Genomic DNA, 19923 nt, shown 5'->3' on the forward strand with positions numbered 1-19923 from the left:
AGCGTGTAGGTCTTCAGCCGAGGAATTTTCGCTGGCGGTCTTTGTGCTCGATGTAGGTCTGGAAGGCCTGCTTGGTGGATTCCAGTTCGGAGACCTGGGAGACGGGGACGTCCCACCAGGATTCGGAGCTCGGGGCGTCCAGCAGCGGGTCTGATTCGACGTGGATCAGGATGGGGCCGCCGCGTTCCGGGGCTGCCTTGGCATCGCGGATGGCCTGTTCGAGTTCGGCGATGACCTTCTCGCCGGGTTCGATCCGGATGACCTTCACGCCCAGGGACTCGGCGTTCAGGGCCAGGTCCACCGGGAGGGTTTCGCCTTCGTCGAAGCTGTGCTGTTCCTCGTTCAGGGCCCGGTACTGGGTCCCGAACCTTTGTGAGCCGAGCATTTCGGAGAGCGAGCCGATGGAGGCGTAGCCGTGGTTCTGGATCAGGACCACGATCAGTTTGATCCGTTCGGCGACGGCGGTGACCAGTTCGGTGTGCATCATCAGGTAGGAGCCGTCCCCCACCATCACGACGACGTCGCGCTGGGTTCCGCCCGCTGCCGCCTCGGCCAGTGCCGCGCGCTTGACGCCGAGGCCGCCCGGGATTTCGTAGCCCATGCAGGAGTAGGCGTACTCCACGTGGTAGCCGAACGGGTCCCGGACGCGCCACATTTTGTGCAGGTCCCCGGGCAGGGAACCAGCCGCGCAGATGACGACGTCGGCGGTGTCCATGGCGCGGGAGGTGGCGCCGATGATTTCGTTCTGCGCAGGCAACGGGGTGTACCGGGTGTCGAAGGCCGCGTCCACCGTGGCGTCCCAGCGCTTCTTCTCGGCCGCGACCTGCTCTTCCAGGTCGGCGCCGACGCGGTAGCCGCCGAGGGCCTTGTTGAGTTTGACCAGGGCCTTGCGGGCGTCGGCCACGATCGGCAGCGAGGTGCCGTGCTTGTATGCATCGATGGGTGCGACGTTGATGTTGATGAACTTCACGTCCGGGTTCTGGAACGCTGTCCGGGAGGCGGTGGTGAAGTCCTCGTAGCGGGTGCCGATCCCGATGATCAGGTCAGCTTCGGCAGCGATGGCGTTCGCCGCCGTCGTGCCCGTGGACCCGATCGCGCCGAGGCTGAACTTGTGGTCCCAGGGCAGGACGCCGACGCCCGCCTGCGTGTTGCCCACCGGGATCCCGGTCAGCTCGGCGAAGGCAGCGAGTTCGTCGTTGGCGAAGGCGTACAGGACACCGCCGCCGGCAATGATCAACGGCCGCTTCGCGGCACGGATGGCAGCGGCTGCGCGGGCGATGTCGTCGTCGTCGGCGTCCGGACGGCGGATCCGCCACTCGCGCTCGGCCAGGAACTCCTCCGGGACATCAAAGGCCTCGGCCTGGACATCCTGCGGCAGCGAGATGGTCACCGCGCCGGTTTCCGCCGGGTCAGTCAGGACGCGCAGTCCGTGGTGGAACGCGGAGAACAGCTGCTCCGGCCGGTTCACCCGGTCAAAGAACTTCGACAGCGGACGGAACGCATCATTGACCGTGATGTCGTACGCGTACGGCTGCTCAAGCTGCTGCAGCACCGGGTCCGCGGCACGCGTGGCGAACGTGTCGCTCGGCAGCAGCAGCACCGGCAAACGGTTCGTGGTGGCCAGCGCAGCACCGGTCAGCAGGTTCGATGACCCGGGACCGATCGAGGTGCTGATGGCGAACGTCTGGCGGCGGCGGGTGTGCCGGGCATAACCCACGGCCTGGTGCGACTGGGCCTGCTCATTGCGTCCCTGGTAGTACGGCATGATCGTCGGATCCAGCTGCTGGTACTGCTTCAGGGCCTGGCCCACCCCGGCGACGTTGCCGTGGCCAAAAATGCCGAACGTCCCGGGGATCAGCCGTTCGCGGTAGTCGACTCCCCCGACCGTGTCCACGGTGTACTGCTTCGAAAGGTACTCGACCACAGCCTGTGCGACCGTCATCCTGCGTGTTCCCGATGAATTCTTCATTCCCATGGGAGATTACTCCGTTACTTCTGCGGTGTGGGCTGCCGTGGTGTCGGCGGATGCGGTGTGGTGGAGGAGGGAGGCAGCGGAAGCTACCGCGCCGGCAACATTTCCGTCCGCCGGGTAGAGGAGGGTCCGCCCAACGGTCAGGCCCTGGACGCCGGGGAGCGACAGGGCAGCTTCCCAGGTGGAGAACACTTCCTCCTGGGTGCCGTCCGGGTCCCCGCCCAGAAGGACGGTGGGCATGGTGGTCGCGGCCATGACACGTTCCATGTCCGCCACCACGGGCAGCTTCATCCAGGTGTAGGCGCTGGTTGAACCCAGCCCTTCGGCGATCGCGATGGATTTGATCACCGCGTCAGTGGAGAGGTCATTGCGGACCTTGCCCTTCTCCCAGACAGACAGGAACGGCTCCACCATGGCGATCAGCTTGCGCTCGGCCAACGAATCGATGGCCTTGGCCGTTGCTTCGAGCAGGGACACGGTGTCCGGATCGCCCAGGCAGATCCGCGTCAGCATCTTGCCGCCGTCGGCCCCCAGTGCTTCCAGGGCCGCGGCCGTGTGGCCGGTGAAGCGGTCGTCGAATTCGTTGACCAGGCCGGTGAGGCCGCCGCGGTTCATGGAGCCGAAGACCAGCTTGCCCTCCAGCGCGCCCAGGAGCAGCAGGTCGTCCATGATGTCCGGGGAGGCCAGGATGCCGTCCACAGCCGGGTTGGCCAAGGCAATCTGCAGGCGGTCCAGGAGCTGCCGGCGGTCCGCCATCGCCACCGGATCGCTCCCCACGGACAGTGCGCCGCGGGCCGGATGGTCGGCAGCGACGATGAAGTTCTGCCGGCCGGATTTCAGGCCGGGGTGGCGGCGGCGCGCCTTGGCGGCCCGGGAGATCGCATCCGGGTCTTCCAGGCGGATGGTGCTCAGGTGGGCGTAGCGGCGGGGATCGTCATCAACCGCGATGGGGGCGGTGCCAAGATTGGTGCTCACAGGGCTGCTCCTTCGGTGGCAAGTCCTTTGGTGGCAAGTTCTTCGGCGGCATACTGCCCGGGAACCAGGCGGCCGCGCTCCGCGAGCAGCGAGGTGACCTCCTCCGGCGTCGGCATCGCATCGGCGCAGGACAGGCGGGAGGCCACAATGGCGCCGGCGGCGTTGGCGTAGTCCAGAACCTGGGCCAGGGGCCAGCCGGAGAGGAGCCCGTGGCAGAAAGCCCCGCCAAAGGAGTCCCCTGCGCCCAGTCCGTTGAGTGTTTCGACCGGAACGGGGGCTGAGACAACCCGCTCGGTGCGGGTCTTGGCCATCACACCTTCAGGACCAAGCTTGACGACGGCGATTTCGACGCCCGCGGCGAGGAGCCGGTCTGCCTGCTCGTCAGGGGTTCCCTCCCCCACCGCTACCGCGCACTCCTTGTCGTTACCGATCGCCACCGTCACGTGAGGCAGAATTTTGGCAACCTGGGCGCGGGCTTCCTCTTCGGAGGCCCAGAACATGGGGCGGTAGTCAAGGTCCAGGATAGTGAACTGACCGTCTTTAAGGTCCGCGCGGGAACGGGTCTCGTGGGCTGCCAGGTGGGCTGAACGGCTGGGTTCCTGGCACAGACCGGTGACCGTGGACCAGAAGATCCGGGCGTTCCGGATGGCATCGAGGTCCAGTTCCGCGGCCTTGATCTGAAGGTCCGGAGCCGTGGGAAAACGTCCATAGAAGTACAGCGGGAAATCATCCGGCGGCATGATGGCGCAGAACGTCACTGCCGTGGGCCACTCCTGCACAGGGGTGACAAAGGAATCGTCCACGTTGAACTTCTGAAGCTCGCGGTGAAGGTAGGTGCCGAACGCGTCGTCACCGGTCCGGGTGATGACAGCAGCGCTGCGTCCATGCCGGGCCGCAGCTACTGCCACGTTGGACGGGGAACCACCGAGGTACTTGCCAAAGGACGTGACGTCCTCCAGGCCCACCCCGATGTCGTTCGGGTAAATATCAACGCTGATGCGCCCGATCGTAAGAAGTTCGTGGGTCACGGTTATCGCGGACCTTTCCTGATTGAACTCGGTACCTGTGACAGTTGGAGCTCCGTTGCCTGGCCATTCCCGTGAGCGGGAACACACCACTACTTTGCCCTAGAATCAATGTCCTGTCAAAGGTTTGTACTGACATAACTACAACTTGCATTTGGCGGCCAAAGCCAGGCTGATCGGAGCCCCGGCCCTCCCGATGCAGTGCCTATTTGCGCGGCACGGCCAGTTCGCCGGTGACATACTGGGCGCGCCCGAACCCGAAGGACCAGTCCCCGGGAGTGTTTTCCACATAACCGATGAAGACGTCCTCCCCGGCCACGCCCAACTCCGCCAGACCGCCTGCGATTGCCGCGAAAAGGGATTGCTTGGCGCCCTGGGTACGGCCTCCCTGCGTGAAGATCTGGATCATAACGACGTCAGCCGTGCGCTCAAACCCCAGGCCCGCGTCCTGGGCGAATATCTGGCCCCGCGGATGCTCCGTCAGGACATGGAAGTAGTCGCGCTCCGGAATTCCATACTCAGCGAGAATCGCATCATGGATTCCCCGGCTGAGTTCGCGCAAGGCTTCGGCACTGCGGCCCTCATTGACATCAATTCGTACCAGTGGCATTTCCATCTCCTCAACTTTGTCCTGACATACTAACAAAGCTGCCAGGAACAATGCAATGCCCGCGACCGGCGCGCTCCAGAGGGACCATCCCCACGACAGGCCTTAAACAAGTACGACGACGGATGGTCACCAAAGTGGCGATGGTGACCATCCGTCGTCGTGCTTCACAAACGTGAAGCTGTCAGCCGTTGAAGTCTGCGGGGTGCGGGCCCGTGCGCCCGTCACGCTCAAGGCCGTCTATGACCGCGATCTCGCCTGCGGCCAGGTCGAAGCCGAAGACGTCCAGGTTGTCCTTGATGCGCTGGGGGGTGACGGACTTGGGAATGATGATCCGTCCCTGCTGCAAGTGCCACCGCAGAATGACCTGCGCGGGAGTCACCCCGTGCTCGTGCGCAATGTCCGTAACAGCCGGATCTGCGAGTACCGCCCCCTGGGCGAGGGGGCTCCAGGCCTCCGTGGCGATCCCGTGCGCGGCATTGGACGCGGCAGTGTCCCGTTGCTGGAGGGCGGGATGAAGCTCGATCTGGTTGACTGCGGGCACCGTCCCGCCCAGCCCGATCAGTTTTTGGAGATGCTCGGGCAGGAAGTTGGACACCCCGATAGCCCGGACCTTGCCCTCAGCGAGCAGTTTCTCCAGGGCACGCCAGGAGTCAAGGTAGAGGTCGGTGGAAGGCGCCGGCCAGTGGATCAGGTACAGGTCGAGGTAGTCCAGGCCGAGCGTGGCCAGGCTGCCGTCAAAGGCCGCCAGGGTGGAATCATAACCGAGGTCGGCCACCCAGAGCTTTGAGGTGACGAACAGCTCGCCGCGGTCGATGCCCGATTCGGCGATTGCCCGCCCGGTGCCCGCTTCGTTTCCGTAGATGGCGGCAGTATCGATGCTCCGGTAACCGGCAGCCAGGGCGTGGCTGACCGCGGTGGTGGTGTCGTCGTCGGACACCTGGAAAACGCCGAAGCCGAGCTGCGGCATGCGGACCCCGTTATTAAGGACGACGGCGGGGACGGAGGTGGACGTCATGGTGGTGCTCCTGTTGAGAGTGGATGGTTAGCGGAGGGCGGCCGCGGGCTCAGCGGCCGCGGGGTCTGCGGCTGCGGGATCTGCGGCCGCGGGCTCGGTGGCCGCCGGGGAAGTTTGCTGCTCAGCCGACCGCCGCGCAGCGGCAGCAGCGATCAGCATGACCGCGAGCCCGAGCAGGGTGATGCCTGCACCGGCCCAGATGGGCGAGGTGTAGCCGAGTCCCGCAGTGATGGTTACCCCGCCGAGCCAGGCGCCGAGCGCGTTGCCCACGTTGAAAGCACCGATGTTGGCACCCGAAGCGAGGGTGGGGGCGCCGGCGGCGTACTTCATCACCCGCATCTGCAGCCCGGGTACGGTGGCGAAGCCAAAGCCGCCCATCAAGACAAGGGAGGCCACGGTGAGCACCTGGTTGTTAGCCGTGAGGGCGAAGGCCGCGAGGATAACCACCAGCACGGCGAGCACCACAATAAGGGTCCGGTCGACGTTGCGGTCCGCCGCCTTGCCGCCAAGGGTGTTGCCGATGAAGAGGCCCACACCGAAGACAATCAGCAGCCACGGCACGGTGGATGCCGCGAAGCCGGTGACCTCGGTGAGCGTGAAGGCGATGTAGGTGAAAGCGCCGAACATACCGCCGTAGCCAAGAATCGTGACAAGGATGGAGAGCCATACCTGGCCGGAGCGGAACGCCCGCAGTTCCGAGCGGAGGGTTCCTGGTGTGGTGTCCCCATGGCCGGTTTTCGGCACCAGGGCCAGGATTCCGGCGAGGGCGACGACGCCGATGACTGTGATGGCCCAGAAGGTGGAGCGCCAGCCCGCGGCCTGTCCCAGCATGGTGCCGAAGGGCACGCCCAGGACATTGGCAGCCGTCAGGCCGGTGAACATGATGGCGATGGCACCGGCCTTTTTGGTGGGCGCCACCATGTCGGCGGCCACCACCGCACCGATGCCAAAGAATGCACCATGGGCCAGGGCGGCAAGAATGCGGCCGGCCATCATCATCCCGTAGCCGGGAGCAAGGGCGGAGATCAGGTTGCCGGCGATGAACAGGACCAAAAGGACTGCCAGGACCGGCTTGCGTTCGAAGCGGGTCACGGCTGCCGTCAGCACCAGGGCACCAACCACAACCGCGAGTGCGTAACCGGAGATCAGCCAGCCGGCTGTTGCTTCGCTGACCCGGAAGTCCGCGGCAACCTCGGGCAGCAGGCCCATGATGACGAACTCGGTGAGTCCGATGCCGAACCCGCCGAGGGCAAGAGCTATCAGGCCTATGGGCATGGAATGCTCCTTTGAAACTGTACGGAATGAGGTAGTGCGCGTAAGCTAGTAGTTGCAGACGCTTTATTTATTGTTGCACAAGCAGATACCCCGCGCAAGCAACTATCAGTGGTCGTGTCTACCCTCACGCCCCGCGGCGTTGGGTGGCACACCGGAAAAGGAACAGACGATGGGCATCAAGGACGACGCCGTGGAGGTCCGCGCACAGGGATGGCGCACACTCGCGGCACTGCACGGACTGATCGAGGGCGAGCTGGAGCGCTCCCTCCAGGCCGAGTCAAAGCTGTCCGTGGTGGAGTACACCGTCCTGGACGCCCTCAGCCGGCAGGACGGTTGGCACATGCGCATGCAGCAACTGGCCCGCGCCACCGCATTGAGCGCCAGCGCCACCACGCGGCTGGTCAACCGGCTGGAGGACCGGGGGCTGCTGACCAGGATCCTCTGCGCGGACGATCGCCGCGGGATCTACACCGAACTCACGGCAAACGGAGTCGCACTGCTCGAAGAAGCCCGGCCGGTCCACGACGCCACCCTCGAACGCGCCCTCGCCGAGGCGCGGGATGTTCCCGAACTGGCAGCACTGGTCCACGCCCTCCCGGGACTCCACGCAGCCGTCTAATACCCTTGCCCCTTGGACGAAAGCTTCGGGCTCTTGACCACTTTGGCTGTCGGATTTATTCTTAAACAACCAGATGGTTGATCAATAAAAACGTTGATCATAAACGAGTTGTCACTGCGCAAGGCGGAGCCACCAATGGAAGCGGACGACGGATCGCTGGACCAGGCCTTTATGGCCCTGGCCGATCCAGTCCGTCGCCGCATCATTGCCCGGCTCAGCCGCGGCCCGGCCACAGTGAATGAATTGGCAGAACCCTTCGCGATCACCAAGCAGGCGGTCTCGAAGCACATCCAGGTCCTCGAGCAGGCAGGGCTGGTCACCCGGTCGCGGGATGCCCAACGCCGGCCCGTCCACCTGGACCCGGCACGGCTGGAGGCGCTCACAGCCTGGATCGATCAGTACCGGCTGATCCATGAAGATCAGTTCCGCCGCCTCGACGCCGTGCTCCACTCAAGAACCGCCGGCACCGGCGGCACCCTCAATGGCAGAGAATCCAAGGAGTCATCATGAGCAATCCACTGCATCTCTCCGTTCCGGAAGGCCTTCCGTTCATCGACTACGAGAGGGAGTTCGACTTCCCCGTCACAGAGGTATTCCGCGCCCACAAGGAGCCGGACCTGATCGTCCAGTGGCTTGGCCCGCGTGGCATGAAGATGGAGCTCGACCACTACGATTTCCGGACCGGCGGCAGCTACAGCTACCTGCACACCGGACCGGACGGCGTCGCCTACGAATTCAAGGGCATCTTCCACACCGTCCGTGAAAACGAGTTCGCCATCCAGACCTTCGAGTTCGGCGGCTACCCTGACGTGGTCAGCCTCGAGTTCATGACCTTTGAGGACCTCGGCAACGGACGCACCCGCCTGCGGGGCCACTCGGTCTACCCCAGCCAGGAAGCGCGCGACGGCATGGCGCAGTCCGGCATGGAGGGCGGCATGAGCGAAGGCTACGAGCGGCTGGACGGGCTGCTGTCCGCCGCCAAAGTCTGACTCAGGCAACGCGGGGTCACTTAACGCCCTTCCAGGTCCCTGAATCGGGCGGGAAGTGACCCCGCGTTGCTTGTTTACTGAGCAGATCTGACAGCCAGGCAGGAAAAGTACGACGGCGTGATCCCCCGCCTCCCGCGAAAAGGGAACCTCCCGCCGTCGTACTCAACGCGCCTAACTTAAACAGCAACGCGGGGTCACTAAACGCCCGTCCAGGTCCCTGGATCGGGCGGAAAGTGACCCCGCGTTGTTTGTTGGTGGAGCCTAGAGCGTTGCGTAAACCTCGCGCAGCAGCTTGGCGGTCTCGGACGGCGTCTTGCCGACCTTCACGCCTGCAGCCTCGAGGGCTTCCTTCTTGGCCTGGGCGGTTCCGGCGGAACCGGAGACGATGGCGCCGGCGTGGCCCATGGTCTTGCCTTCGGGAGCCGTGAAGCCAGCCACGTAGCCAACGACGGGCTTGGTGACGTTGGCCTTGATGAAGTCAGCCGCGCGCTCTTCAGCGTCGCCACCGATTTCGCCGATCATCACGATCGCCTTGGTTTCGGGGTCAGCCTCGAACGCGGCCAGGGCGTCGATGTGCGTGGTGCCGATGACGGGGTCGCCGCCGATGCCGATGGCGGTGGAGAAGCCGAGGTCACGCAGTTCGTACATCATCTGGTAGGTCAGGGTACCGGACTTGGAAACCAGACCGATGGGGCCCTTGCCCGTGATGTTGTTCGGCGTGATGCCCACCAGTGCCTCGCCCGGGGTGATGATGCCGGGGCAGTTCGGGCCGATGATGCGGGTGACCTGCTTGCCGTCGGCGTCAACCTTGGACTGGGCCAGTGCCCAGAACTCGGCGGAGTCCTGGACCGGCACGCCTTCGGTGATGACAACAACCAGGCCGATGCCGGCCTCGATGGCTTCAACAACGGCGTTCTTGGTGAATGCCGGCGGCACGAAGACGATGGAGACATCTGCGCCGGTTTCAGCCATGGCTTCCTTGACGGTGCCGAAGACGTTGATTTCGTTGTCGCCGTGGAGGACCGTGGTGCCGGCCTTGCGGGCGTTGACGCCGCCAACAATGTTGGTGCCCGCCTTCAGCATCAGGGCGGTGTGCTTGGTGCCTTCGCCGCCGGTGATGCCCTGGACGATGACCTTGGAGTCCTTGTTCAGATAAATAGACATGGTGCGTCCCTTACTTAGCTGCGTTGGCGAGCTCGGCAGCCTTGTCGGCGCCCTCGTCCATGGTTGCGGCCAGGGTAACCAGCGGGTGGTTGGCCTCGGCCAGGATGCGGCGGCCTTCCTCAACGTTGTTGCCGTCGAGGCGGACTACCAGCGGCTTGTTCGCGGAGTGGCCCAGCTCGGCCAGCGCACCAACGATGCCCTTGGCGACGGCGTCACACGCGGTGATGCCGCCGAAGACGTTCACGAACACGGACTTAACCTGCTCGTCGCCCAGGATGACGTCGAGGCCTGCAGCCATGACCTCGGCGGAAGCTCCACCGCCGATGTCCAGGAAGTTGGCGGGCTTGACGTTGCCGTGGTTCTCACCGGCATAGGCAACGACGTCCAGGGTGGACATCACCAGGCCTGCACCGTTTCCGATGATGCCCACTTCGCCGTCCAGCTTGACGTAGTTAAGGTCCTGCGCCTTGGCCTTGGCCTCGAGCGGGTCTGCAGCATCCTTGTCTTCAAGGAGGGCGTGCTTGGCGTGGCGGAACTCAGCGTTCTCGTCCAGGGAAACCTTGCCGTCCAGGGCAACGATTTCACCGGCGCCGGTCTTGACCAGCGGGTTGACCTCCACCAGGGTGGCGTCTTCCTTCTTGAAGACGTCCCACAGCTTGAGGATCACGGCGGCGACCTTGCCGCGCAGTTCCTCAGCGAAGCCTGCGGCTGCAACGATTTCGTCAGCCTTGGCCTGGTCGATGCCCACGGCGGGGTCGATGGCGATTTTTGCGAGCGCCTCAGGGCGTTCGACGGCGAGCTGTTCGATTTCCATGCCGCCTTCAACCGAGCACATGGCCAGGTAGTTGCGGTTGGCCCGGTCCAGCAGCACGGAGAAGTAGTACTCCTCGGCGATGTCAGCACCCTGGGCGATCATCACCTTGTTGACGGTGTGGCCCTTGATGTCCATGCCCAGGATGTTGGTGGCGTGCTCAAGTGCCTCATCAGCGGTCTTGGCAACCTTGACGCCGCCGGCCTTACCGCGGCCACCGGCCTTAACCTGGGCCTTGACGACCGTTACGCCGCCGATCTTCTCGGCAGCTGCCTTAGCTTCTTCTGGGGTATACGCCACGATGCCGGCAAGCACGGGTACACCGTGCGCCTCGAACATATCGCGCGCCTGGTATTCAAACAGGTCCACGGTTTAGTGTCCTTCTACGTCGAAGTAGTTTCTGTACAGTCGGACACCATCGCAAGACGATGACCGGGCTGCGGATTGATAGCGCCTGCGGCCGGTCCGGAAACCAGCCACCCAGCGCAATGCTCCATTCGGAACTCTAGTCCTTATCAAGGACCGGCCCGTCCCACAGTACCGCTTATGTGAGTAAGGACACTATTCTATGGAGCGTAGAAAAACCCCTAGATTACGGGGTTTTTGAGGCCTCTGCCGGTGCCGGCGCGGCGGTTTCCAGCGGCTTTGAAATAAGTTCGTAGCTTTCCGGGGAAACGAAGAATCCGACGCCGGCAGAGACATTTCCGCATGCCACGCCTCCGTTGTATGCCGAACACCGCAGCCCGTTCCGTTCCAGGTTTGCGCCCTCTGCCAGGACGGTCAGTTTGGTCAGGGGGCCGGATTTGTCCCCCTTGGGTCCGTAGGCGGCCTCCATTTGTGTGACGCCGGACCGGCACTCCCCGTAGGTTGCTTTGTCCGGGGTCAGCAGCGCTGTTCCGCCCAGATAGCCCAGGCCGGTGCCCGCGCAGTCGTCCTTGATGTCGCCCGCTGCCGGTTTCGGATAGTCAGCGAGCTCGCAGTGTGCCACGGGGACGATGGCGAGTTTGTTGTTGTCCGCGTCGCTGAAGCCGTTCAGCTCGTAAGAGAGGTTCAGGTGCTCCCCGCGGGCGTCAGTCAGCGAGCAGGCCACCTTCCGGTCCTCGGTGATGAAGGAGATGACGCTGTCGCCGGACCGGTACCCGGCCGGGTCCACCAGGGCTGCCTGTTCCAGCTGTTCCATGGCCGGGAGCGGCGGTGGAGCCACGTAGCCCGGGTCCTCGGTGGTGATGGAACACGAAGTGGCCGCCAGCAAAAAGAAGGCGGCGAAGATCCCCAGAGCAGTCCGTCGCATGGTCCCCATTATGCTTTATCGCCACGCTCACGCCTGCGACCGGCCGCCCCGGCTTCCACGGGCCTTTTGTCCCTGTCACCCCGTCCCGCGGAGGTATCTACTGGAAGGACCCCAGCGGGGCACAGCCCCTGGAACTGCGCACTTAGCCGGCATGCCGCACCTTAGGAGCACTCATGGAGGAGCACCACCCGCCGCGGTTACGCTTTCTCGGCGCAACGGATACCGTGACCGGATCCAGGTACCTGATCCAGTCACGCGGACGGCGAATCCTGATCGACTGCGGGCTCTTCCAAGGCTATAAACTGATCCGCGACCGAAACCGCGTCCCTTTTCCCGTCAGCCCGGCCAGCATCGATGCTGTGGTCCTCACCCACGCCCACCTGGACCACACCGGCTACATTCCGGCGCTGGTCCGTGACGGGTTCCGCGGCCCGGTCTACGCGACACCGGGAACCACTGAGCTGTGCACGCTGCTCCTGCCTGACAGCGGCTACCTGCAGGAGGAGGAGGCCCGCTACGCGGATTACCGGGGTTCGTCCCGGCACCGTCCCCCGGCACCCCTCTATACCGCGGAAGACGCCGTCCGGTCCCTCAACAGCTTCGAGACCCGGGATTTCGACGCCCCGTTCGGACTGGGAGACGGAATGGAAGCCACGTTCCTTCCCGCCGGCCACATCCTCGGCGCTGCACAGATCCATCTCAACGCTGGTGGACATTCCATCCATTTCACCGGCGATCTTGGCCGGGCCAACGATCCCCTGATGCATCCGCCCAGAGCATTGGAGACCGTTGACGTGCTCGTGACTGAATCCACGTATGGGAACCGCGCACACCCCAGTGGAGACCCTGAAGCGGAGCTTGGTGAAATCATCAGCCGCGTCGCCAAGAGACAGGGTGTGATCATGATTGCGGCCTTCGCCGTGGGACGCGCCGAAACAGTGCTGCTGCATCTGTCACGCCTGATGGGCAAGGACGCAATCCCGCACATCCCCGTCTACTTGAACAGTCCGATGGCCATTGATGCGTCCGGCATGTATCAGCGCCACCGTGAAGAACACCGGCTCGAGCGGCACGAATTTGAAGCGATGTACAAGCTGGCCACCCCCGTTCGAAGTGCCGATGATTCCAAACTGCTCAATCTCCGCGGCGGGCCCATGATCATCCTGTCCGCCAGCGGGATGCTCACCGGGGGCAGAATCCTGCACCACCTGGAGAATTACGGCCCGGATCCACGTAACGCGATCATCCTCAGCGGGTACCAGGCCGGCGGGACAAGAGGCGCGTCCCTCGCAGCGGGCGGGCAGCATCTGCGCATCTACGGCCGGGACATCCCGATCGGCGCGGAAGTCATCCAAATGGAAGGCCTGTCCGCCCACGCTGACGCCGATGAGCTGATCCAATGGATGCAGGCGGCCCCCACAGCGCCGGCCATGACCTACGTCACCCACGGGGAAGCCGACTCGTCCGATGCCCTCCGCCTCCGGATCAAACGGGAACTGGGATGGAAGGTCCGCGTCCCCGAGTACCTCGAATCCGTCTCCCTGGATAATCCCCAGTAGCCGGGAGGTGCGCTCCGGTTCAGGCGGGTGGGCCCACCTATGATCGGGCCTTTCGTCCCTTTCACCCGTTCCCCGGGGGGGTATCTACTGAAGGGACATTGGCCCCGTCGCGGGCCTTTTCCGGCCAGAGATTGGAGTGGACCTGGGTGATGTTTGAATTCCAGGACCGGACCGATGCAGGCAGAAAGCTGGGAGAGCGGCTGGTCGAGCTGCGGGGGCAGGACGTGGTGGTCCTGGGATTGCCCCGCGGCGGGGTGCCGGTAGCCTTCGAGGTTGCGGAAATCCTCGGCGCGCCGCTGGACGTGATCGTGGTGCGCAAGCTGGGCGTCCCATTCCAGCCGGAATTTGCGATGGGGGCGATCGGCGAGGGAAATGCACGGCTGGTGGACCCGCGTGTTGTCTCCTCCGCCGGCGTGAATGACGCCAGCCTTGAAGCCGTGGAGCGGCGCGAACGCGAACTGCTGGAGTCCCGGGTTGTGCGGTACCGGCAGGGACGGGCCCCGGCTGATCTGACCGGCTGCACAGCCCTTATCGTCGACGACGGCATCGCCACCGGCTCCACCGCCCGCGTCGCCTGCATGGTTGCCCGGCAACGGGGAGCGGCGAGGGTGATTCTGGCCGTTCCGGTGGCCTCGGGCAGGGCGCTGGCCTCGCTGACCGGCCCCGACGACGTCGTCTGCCTTGTTCGTGCCTGGAACTTCCGTTCGGTGGGCAACTACTACCGCGATTTCTCCCCCACGGGGGATGAGGAGGTCATGCAGCTGCTCGAGGCGGCCGCCCGGCCTGTGCAGCCGGTCCCGGCTGACATACCCACCGCCACCGGCGGGAAAGCCATCGATGAGGACGTGGAAATCCCCTCGGCTGATGCCCGGCTCCGTGGAAACCTGCACGTGCCCGTGCCCTGCCCTGCGATGGTGGTTTTCGCCCACGGCAGTGGCAGCGGCCGTCGCAGTCCCCGCAACCGGCAGGTCGCCGCGGTGCTCCAGAAAGCCGGGCTGGGCACGTTGCTGCTGGATCTGCTCACCCCCGCCGAGGAAGCCAACCGGGAGAACGTGTTCGACGTCGGGCTCCTGGCAGCGCGGCTTACGGCGGCAACCCAGTGGCTGAGCACCCGGGAGGACACGGCGTCGAGCCTGGTCGGATACTTTGGTGCCAGCACCGGCGCCGGCGCCGCGCTGTGGGCCGCGGCAGAGCCAGGCGCCCAGGTGGGAGCCGTTGTTTCACGCGGCGGGCGCCCGGACCTGGCAGGCCCGCGGCTTGCCGCTGTCCGCGCCCCGACGCTCCTGATCGTGGGGAGTGCCGACCCCCATGTCCTTGCCCTCAACCGGCAGGCACTCACCCGGCTGAGGGCAACCGCCCGGCTGGAGGTTGTCCGCGGAGCCACGCACCTCTTCGAAGAGCCGGGGACGTTGACCCAGGTGGCGGCACTGGCAGCCGAGTGGTTTGTGCGTTACCTCTTGCCCACTGTGAACGGTCAGGCGTCGAGTTTCGTCAGCGGCGCATAACGGAGCAGGAGCCGTTTCTCGCCGACGTCGAACTTCACCTTGGCGACCGTCTTGTCCCCCGCACCTTCGAGGGCAAGCACCGTTCCGTTGCCGAAGCTGGTGTGGTTCACCTTGTCCCCCACGCTGACCGCCACAATCTCCTTTTGCGGCTGGACCCGGTTCTTGGCAATGATGGCTGGAACGTCGGCGTTGAAACCGGCCGAGGAATCCGCGGCGGCGCCGCGGGATGTGCCGGCACCCCAGAACGATCCGCCGTACCGGCTGGAGCCGATGGACCCACCGCTCCCCCAGCCACCGGTTTGCCGGCTGGTGCCTTCACGCTTCCACTCCACCAGCTCGGCCGGAATCTCTTCGAGGAACTGGCTGGCGGGGTTGTACTGGCTCTGGCCCCACATGCTCCGGACCTCGGAACGCGTCACGTACAGCCGCTTCCGGGCGCGGGTCAGGCCCACGTAGGCGAGCCGGCGTTCCTCGGCGAGTTCCTTGGGATCAGTGGCGGAGCGCTGGTGCGGGAACAGCCCGTGCTCCATGCCGGTCAGGAACACCACGGGGAATTCGAGGCCCTTGGCGGTGTGGAGGGTCATCAGCGTGACCACGCCCAGCCGTTTGGCTTCGGCGACGGCGGCATCGATGTCCGCGCCGGGTGCGTCCGGAATCTGGTCGGCATCCGCCACGAGCGAGACCTGTTCGAGGAACGCCCCCAGGGAACCCTCCGGGTTCTCCTGCTCGTATTCACGAACGACGGCGACCAGTTCAGCCAGGTTTTCCACGCGGGACTCGTCCTGCGGGTCGGTGCTGGAACGCAGCCCGGCCAGGTACCCCGTCTGTTCGAGGACGGCCTCCAGCGCAGCGGCAGCACCGGAACCGGTGGCTACCTCTGCGAGGTCATCGAGGAGTTTCACAAAACCGAGGACAGCGTTGACGGATCGGGTGGCCATGCCGGGGGCTTCGTCGGCGCGGCGCGCGGCGGCCATAAAGGACATCCGTTCCCGCTGCGCCAGCGCGGCCACGGCTCCCTCGGCGCGGTCGCCGATCCCGCGCTTGGGTTCGTTAAGCACCCGGCGCAGGTTGACGTCGTCGTCCGGGTTCACCAGGACCCTCAGGTACGCGAGGGCGTCCTTGATTTCCTTGCGTTCGTAGAACCTGGTGCCGCCCACCACCTTGTACGGCAGGCCTACGCGGACCAGCACGTCCTCGATGGAGCGGGACTGCGCGTTGGTGCGGTAGAAGATGGCAACATCGCCGGGGCGGAGGTTGTCCTCGTCCTGGAGCCGGTCGATCTCCTTGGCGATGAACTGGGCTTCGTCGTGTTCGTTTTCGCCCACGTAGCCGATGATCTTGTGGCCCTCTCCCTCGGCAGTCCACAGCCGCTTTTCCGGGCGGTTGGGGTTGCGTGAGATCACCGAGTTCGCGGCGCTGAGGATGTTCTGGGTTGAGCGGTAGTTCTGCTCCAGCTTGATGGTGCGGGCATCCGGGTAATCGTTCTCGAACTCAACGATGTTGCGGATGTCAGCGCCGCGGAAGGCATAGATGGATTGGTCGGAGTCGCCCACCACGGTGAGCTCGGAGGCACCCGGGCCCTCGCCCACAATCTCGCGCACCAGGGCGTACTGGGCGTGGTTGGTGTCCTGGTATTCGTCGACGAGCACATGCCGGAACCGCCGCCGGTAGGAGTCTGCGAGCGCAGGGAAGGCCCGGAACATGTAAACCGTTTCGGCGATGAGGTCGTCGAAGTCCATGGCGTTGGCCTGGCGCAGCCGCTGGGTGTAGCCCTTGAAGACGTCGGCCACAGCTGATTCGAAGGGATCGTTGTGGTTGGCGGACAAGGCGTAGGAATCGGCGTCGATCAGCTCGTTTTTGAGTGCCGAGATCCTGTGCTGGATGGCCTTGGGCGCGAACTTCTTGGGATCAAGGTCCAGGCTCTTGGACACCTGGGTCACGAGCCGGAGGGAGTCCGCGGAGTCATAAATGGAGAAGTTGGACTTCAGCCCGACGTTCGCGGCCTCCTGCCGCAGGATGCGCACGCAGGAAGAGTGGAACGTGGAAATCCACATGATCTTGGCGCGTCCGCCCACCAGTGCCGAGATGCGCTCCCGCATCTCCGCGGCGGCCTTGTTGGTGAAGGTGATGGCCAGGATCTCGCCGTGATGGGCGCGCCGGGTGGCAATCAGGTACGCGATCCTGTTACTGAGCACACGGGTCTTACCGGAGCCGGCGCCTGCCACAATCAGCAGGGCACTCCCCGCGTGCTTGACCGCTTCCTCCTGTTGGGGATTCAGGCCCTCCAGGAGTTCGGCGGCATTTGGCCTGTGGTGCGTTTCATGGTGTCCTGCGCCTCCGTTGCCCTCGCCGGCGGGCTGCTGGCTGGCCCAACCCGCGTTCTGCGTGCCGGGTTCGGCGCGGCGTTCAGGGGTGTGTCCGGCACCGCCTCCGGCTTCCCTGGCCGGCCCGCCGCCACCGAATTCCGGGAACGCTGCCAAACCCTCCGGGCGCGACTTGGTGATGGCGGCAGCTTTGGAGCCGGCCTTGAACGGTCCGTCAGAGTACGGGTCAAACAACATATCCATGGTGCCTACAAGTCTAGGCGGTGGGGCCGACAGTCACTTCAGCCTGTGGATAACGTCTCACCTTGTGCCGACCCAAAAAGTCGGCCCATAACCAGCCGGCCCCTGGACAGCTACCACGGAGATGGCGGGCTCAGGTGACCGAGCCCGCCTCGAGGGCCGTCCGCAGCTCGCGCACCGCCGTCGTTCCTCCGGCCATGAACCAGTCCAGGCCGTTGATGCGGACGGTGTCCGTGGCCCCGCCGGCGGCACGGACGATCGCTTGGCCGGGCAGCCAGTCCCATTCCGGGCAACTGTGCTGGAACCAGCAGCCCAGTTGTCCGTCTGCCACCCGGCCCAGGTCGCAGGATCCGGAGCCGAACATCCGCAGGGCTGCGGCGGAAGTGGCCGCCGAATGCCAGGGCATGGCGCAGAGCGGATCCATCAGCCAGGTGGGGTGGATGTAGGTGGCGGCGCCGAATTCGGCGAGCGGGGTTGAGTTGCGGGCACCGCCGTCGTTCTGGAAGGCGGTGACCGTCGCGCCGTTCAAAGTGGTGGGCTGGGCGGTGCCGCCGAGCCAGAGTTTGTCCTCTTCCGGCTGGAAGATCGCGCCCAGCAGAACGTCCGCCGTGTCCTTCAGTGCAAGCGCGGAGCACCAGTAGGTGGAGCCGTGCAGGAAGTTGTAGGTGCCGTCCACCGGATCGATGACCCAGGTGCGGCCGCTGGTGCCGGCCACCGAGGCGCCCTCCTCGCCGAGGATCCCGTCTTCCGGCCGGCAGCGCCGCAGCTGCTCCAGTACGTACGCCTCCGCGGCGTGGTCCGCGGCTGTCACCACATCCGAGACCGACGTCTTCTGCTGCGACTGCAGCCCGGCCATCCGCATCAGGAGCGCGAGCTGGCCGGCTTCCCGGACCAGCGCGGCCGCCAGTTGGTAGTCGTCCAGGGTGGGATCAAGTTCAAGGGCGCTGTGCCGGCCAGTGGTCATTGACCCAGTTTATGGGGCGGGATAATGGTGCCATGGCTAAGACCCCAGCGCAGCGGATCAAGAAGCACGGCTCGAAGGCTGTTGTTCCACAGCACAACCTGCCGCCCGTCATCAACCCCACCACGGCACGGTCGCCGCAGAAAGCCCAGAGCAACAGCAACCTCATCCTGATCGCCGGCGTGGTGGTCAGCCTGTTCCTGTTCTGGTACCTCCACCTGCTGACGCTGAACCAGCTGACCCAGCTCTCCGATGGACTTGCCATGCCGGATTCGCTGGTGGGCGGCTTTGACCCGGGGTACGTGGGCCAGTTGCGTGATGCCATGGACGGCGACGCCCGCGGCCAGCTCAACTACGTCCACAAAACGGCGGGCACCCTGTTCCCGCTCATCTTCGGTTTCACGTGGCTGCTGCTGATCGGGACCAACGTGGCCAGGAAGGCCCTCCGTTGGGCGCTCTGGGCACTCCCTCTGCTGTTCGTGGTGGCCCGGTTGTGGGGCAACGTCGCCATCGATGCGCTGTTTGGATCGGAAACGCCCGACGCCGGCCAGGCCGCTTTGGCGTCCGGGCTGACGATCGCGGGGTGGGTGCTGCTGGTCCTCAGCCTGCTGGCCGGTGCGGCCGCAGTGTTCCTGCGGAAAAAGCCGCAGCGGCCAAAGGCCGGATAGTTCTCCCCATTACCGTCCCGAGCAGGGGCCGATAGTGTGGCGAACAGGTGCGCTGGGCGCGTGCTGAGAATTTAACATCGGGGGAATCCTTGGGGGAATCACGGACGGACGTTGCGCTCAACGTCTTCAAGATCAGCGGGCTGGCCTGGGCACTGACTGTTCACAAGGCGGCCGGGGCACTCGCGCACGAGCCGGACGCTGACTTCTCCGCCTACGCCGGCTCAGTCCAGGCCCAGGCAGTCCAGGAGATGGATGCCGAGGCCGTTCAGACTCTCGAGGCCGAACTGCGCCAGGCAGGAATAGTGGACCTGAAGGGCGCCATTACCCGGCAGTGGGTGCTGGCCGTCTGGATTTCGGCTTTCGGCCCGTTGAAGGTCAGTTCAGTGGTTCAGTCTTCGGACCTGTCCGTCCACACCGAACTCGCCCTCGCCGGCGGCCGGGGCATCGGAGTCACTTATGCCCGGCTGATACGTCACGGGGATGCCGGCGTCGAGGTAACGGATGTCCGCAACGCCGTCGAAATTTCCTTCTTCGCGGAACAGTATGCCTGGGCCGCCCTCAAGCCCCACCTCCCGGACATGCCGGAAGTTTCCGGACTGCCTCAGTTTGCGGAGGCCACCGTCGGCGAAACCGTTGCCAATGCCAGGTACACCATTCACCTCCAGGTGTCGGCCCACCCGGGCGGATCACGAATCGCGGGGCCAGGTCCGGCGGCGGGTCCCGCTCTGGCCGGCGCTCCCGGTCATGTCAGCTGGGACATCTGGGCGCTGGCGGACCGCCTGTATGCGGTCGGGACCAGTTTGGCCGGTGACGGATCCGCCCTCGCGCCGGTTCCTTCGGATGCCATCAGCCAGGAGTTTGCGTGGCGCCTGCTGGGCGCACGGGAATATCTCGCCAGCGTTGCGGAACAGGCGGCCTGA

Annotated in this window: 18 protein-coding genes; 7 read left to right on the forward strand and 11 right to left on the reverse strand. The window is 65.1% G+C overall.

From position 1 onward, the window contains the following. Window positions 1–13 precede the first annotated feature (13 nt). From iolD to AC1MCA_RS05940, 6 genes are all read right to left on the reverse strand, one after another. Entirely contained in the window at window positions 14–1942 is a 1929-nt protein-coding gene (gene iolD / locus AC1MCA_RS05915; RefSeq protein WP_479803299.1) for a 3D-(3,5/4)-trihydroxycyclohexane-1,2-dione acylhydrolase (decyclizing), read from the reverse strand. A gap of 39 nt (window positions 1943–1981) precedes the next feature. Next, complete coding sequence (locus tag AC1MCA_RS05920; RefSeq protein WP_479801876.1) at window positions 1982–2947, reverse strand: Cgl0159 family (beta/alpha)8-fold protein; 966 nt, start codon at window positions 2945–2947, stop codon at window positions 1982–1984. Then, window positions 2944–3975, reverse strand: coding sequence for a 5-dehydro-2-deoxygluconokinase (gene iolC / locus AC1MCA_RS05925; RefSeq protein ID WP_479801878.1), 1032 nt, complete (start codon window positions 3973–3975; stop codon window positions 2944–2946). Before iolC ends, AC1MCA_RS05920 begins: the two co-directional genes overlap by 4 nt. A 202-nt stretch (window positions 3976–4177) precedes the next feature. Further along, window positions 4178–4582: a tautomerase family protein gene (locus tag AC1MCA_RS05930; protein ID WP_479801880.1), complete on the reverse strand. Its 405-nt coding sequence runs from the start codon at window positions 4580–4582 to the stop codon at window positions 4178–4180. A 181-nt stretch (window positions 4583–4763) separates the two neighbouring features. Continuing rightward, complete coding sequence (locus tag AC1MCA_RS05935; protein WP_479801882.1) at window positions 4764–5597, reverse strand: aldo/keto reductase; 834 nt, start codon at window positions 5595–5597, stop codon at window positions 4764–4766. Between the two features lie 27 nt (window positions 5598–5624). Beyond that, the gene (locus AC1MCA_RS05940) at window positions 5625–6872 is read right to left on the reverse strand and encodes an MFS transporter (RefSeq protein ID WP_479801884.1); all 1248 of its coding nucleotides are present in this window, start codon (window positions 6870–6872) and stop codon (window positions 5625–5627) included. Window positions 6873–7041: 169 nt separating this feature from the next. On the opposite strand from AC1MCA_RS05940, the gene AC1MCA_RS05945 reads away from it, so the two are divergent. The 3 genes from AC1MCA_RS05945 to AC1MCA_RS05955 all read left to right on the forward strand — a co-directional run bounded on the left by AC1MCA_RS05945 (window position 7042) and on the right by AC1MCA_RS05955 (window position 8480). Further along, window positions 7042–7491, forward strand: coding sequence for a MarR family transcriptional regulator (locus tag AC1MCA_RS05945; protein ID WP_131682358.1), 450 nt, complete (start codon window positions 7042–7044; stop codon window positions 7489–7491). Between the two features lie 135 nt (window positions 7492–7626). Next, window positions 7627–8001 carry an ArsR/SmtB family transcription factor gene (locus tag AC1MCA_RS05950; RefSeq protein ID WP_479801887.1) on the forward strand — a complete coding sequence of 125 codons (375 nt, stop codon included), beginning with the start codon at window positions 7627–7629 and terminating at the stop codon, window positions 7999–8001. Further along, entirely contained in the window at window positions 7998–8480 is a 483-nt protein-coding gene (locus AC1MCA_RS05955; protein WP_479801889.1) for an SRPBCC family protein, read from the forward strand. The genes AC1MCA_RS05950 and AC1MCA_RS05955 overlap by 4 nt, the downstream gene beginning before the upstream one ends. Window positions 8481–8741: 261 nt before the next feature. Here the strand turns inward: AC1MCA_RS05955 and sucD are convergent, their stop codons facing one another. From sucD to AC1MCA_RS05970, 3 genes are all read right to left on the reverse strand, one after another. After that, window positions 8742–9644, reverse strand: coding sequence for a succinate--CoA ligase subunit alpha (sucD, locus tag AC1MCA_RS05960; RefSeq protein WP_108600293.1), 903 nt, complete (start codon window positions 9642–9644; stop codon window positions 8742–8744). A 10-nt stretch (window positions 9645–9654) separates the two neighbouring features. After that, window positions 9655–10824 (reverse strand): ADP-forming succinate--CoA ligase subunit beta, encoded by a 1170-nt coding sequence (gene sucC / locus AC1MCA_RS05965; protein ID WP_479801892.1) that lies wholly within the window; start codon window positions 10822–10824, stop codon window positions 9655–9657. A 223-nt stretch (window positions 10825–11047) separates the two neighbouring features. Next, window positions 11048–11755: a hypothetical protein gene (locus tag AC1MCA_RS05970; protein WP_479801894.1), complete on the reverse strand. Its 708-nt coding sequence runs from the start codon at window positions 11753–11755 to the stop codon at window positions 11048–11050. Window positions 11756–11919: 164 nt separating this feature from the next. On the opposite strand from AC1MCA_RS05970, the gene AC1MCA_RS05975 reads away from it, so the two are divergent. Continuing rightward, the gene (locus AC1MCA_RS05975; protein ID WP_479801896.1) at window positions 11920–13305 is read left to right on the forward strand and encodes an MBL fold metallo-hydrolase RNA specificity domain-containing protein; all 1386 of its coding nucleotides are present in this window, start codon (window positions 11920–11922) and stop codon (window positions 13303–13305) included. A gap of 149 nt (window positions 13306–13454) precedes the next feature. Further along, window positions 13455–14810 (forward strand): phosphoribosyltransferase family protein, encoded by a 1356-nt coding sequence (locus tag AC1MCA_RS05980; protein ID WP_479801898.1) that lies wholly within the window; start codon window positions 13455–13457, stop codon window positions 14808–14810. Here the strand turns inward: AC1MCA_RS05980 and pcrA are convergent. Together pcrA and AC1MCA_RS05990 are read right to left on the reverse strand one after the other, a co-directional pair. After that, the gene (gene pcrA / locus AC1MCA_RS05985; protein ID WP_479801900.1) at window positions 14780–17377 is read right to left on the reverse strand and encodes a DNA helicase PcrA; all 2598 of its coding nucleotides are present in this window, start codon (window positions 17375–17377) and stop codon (window positions 14780–14782) included. The two genes, AC1MCA_RS05980 and pcrA, sit on opposite strands and share 31 nt — an antisense overlap. Before the next feature lie 130 nt (window positions 17378–17507). After that, on the reverse strand, window positions 17508–18338 hold the full coding sequence (locus AC1MCA_RS05990; protein ID WP_479801902.1) for an inositol monophosphatase family protein: 831 nt from the start codon (window positions 18336–18338) through the stop codon (window positions 17508–17510). 32 nt (window positions 18339–18370) lie between these two features. Here AC1MCA_RS05990 and AC1MCA_RS05995 point away from each other — a divergent pair, with 32 nt between their 5' ends. Both AC1MCA_RS05995 and AC1MCA_RS06000 read left to right on the forward strand, forming a co-directional pair. Next, the gene (locus tag AC1MCA_RS05995) at window positions 18371–19003 is read left to right on the forward strand and encodes a hypothetical protein (RefSeq protein ID WP_479801903.1); all 633 of its coding nucleotides are present in this window, start codon (window positions 18371–18373) and stop codon (window positions 19001–19003) included. An 89-nt stretch (window positions 19004–19092) separates the two neighbouring features. Beyond that, window positions 19093–19923 (forward strand): hypothetical protein, encoded by an 831-nt coding sequence (locus AC1MCA_RS06000; RefSeq protein ID WP_479801905.1) that lies wholly within the window; start codon window positions 19093–19095, stop codon window positions 19921–19923.

The organism is Arthrobacter sp. BK1 (assembly GCF_056680055.1).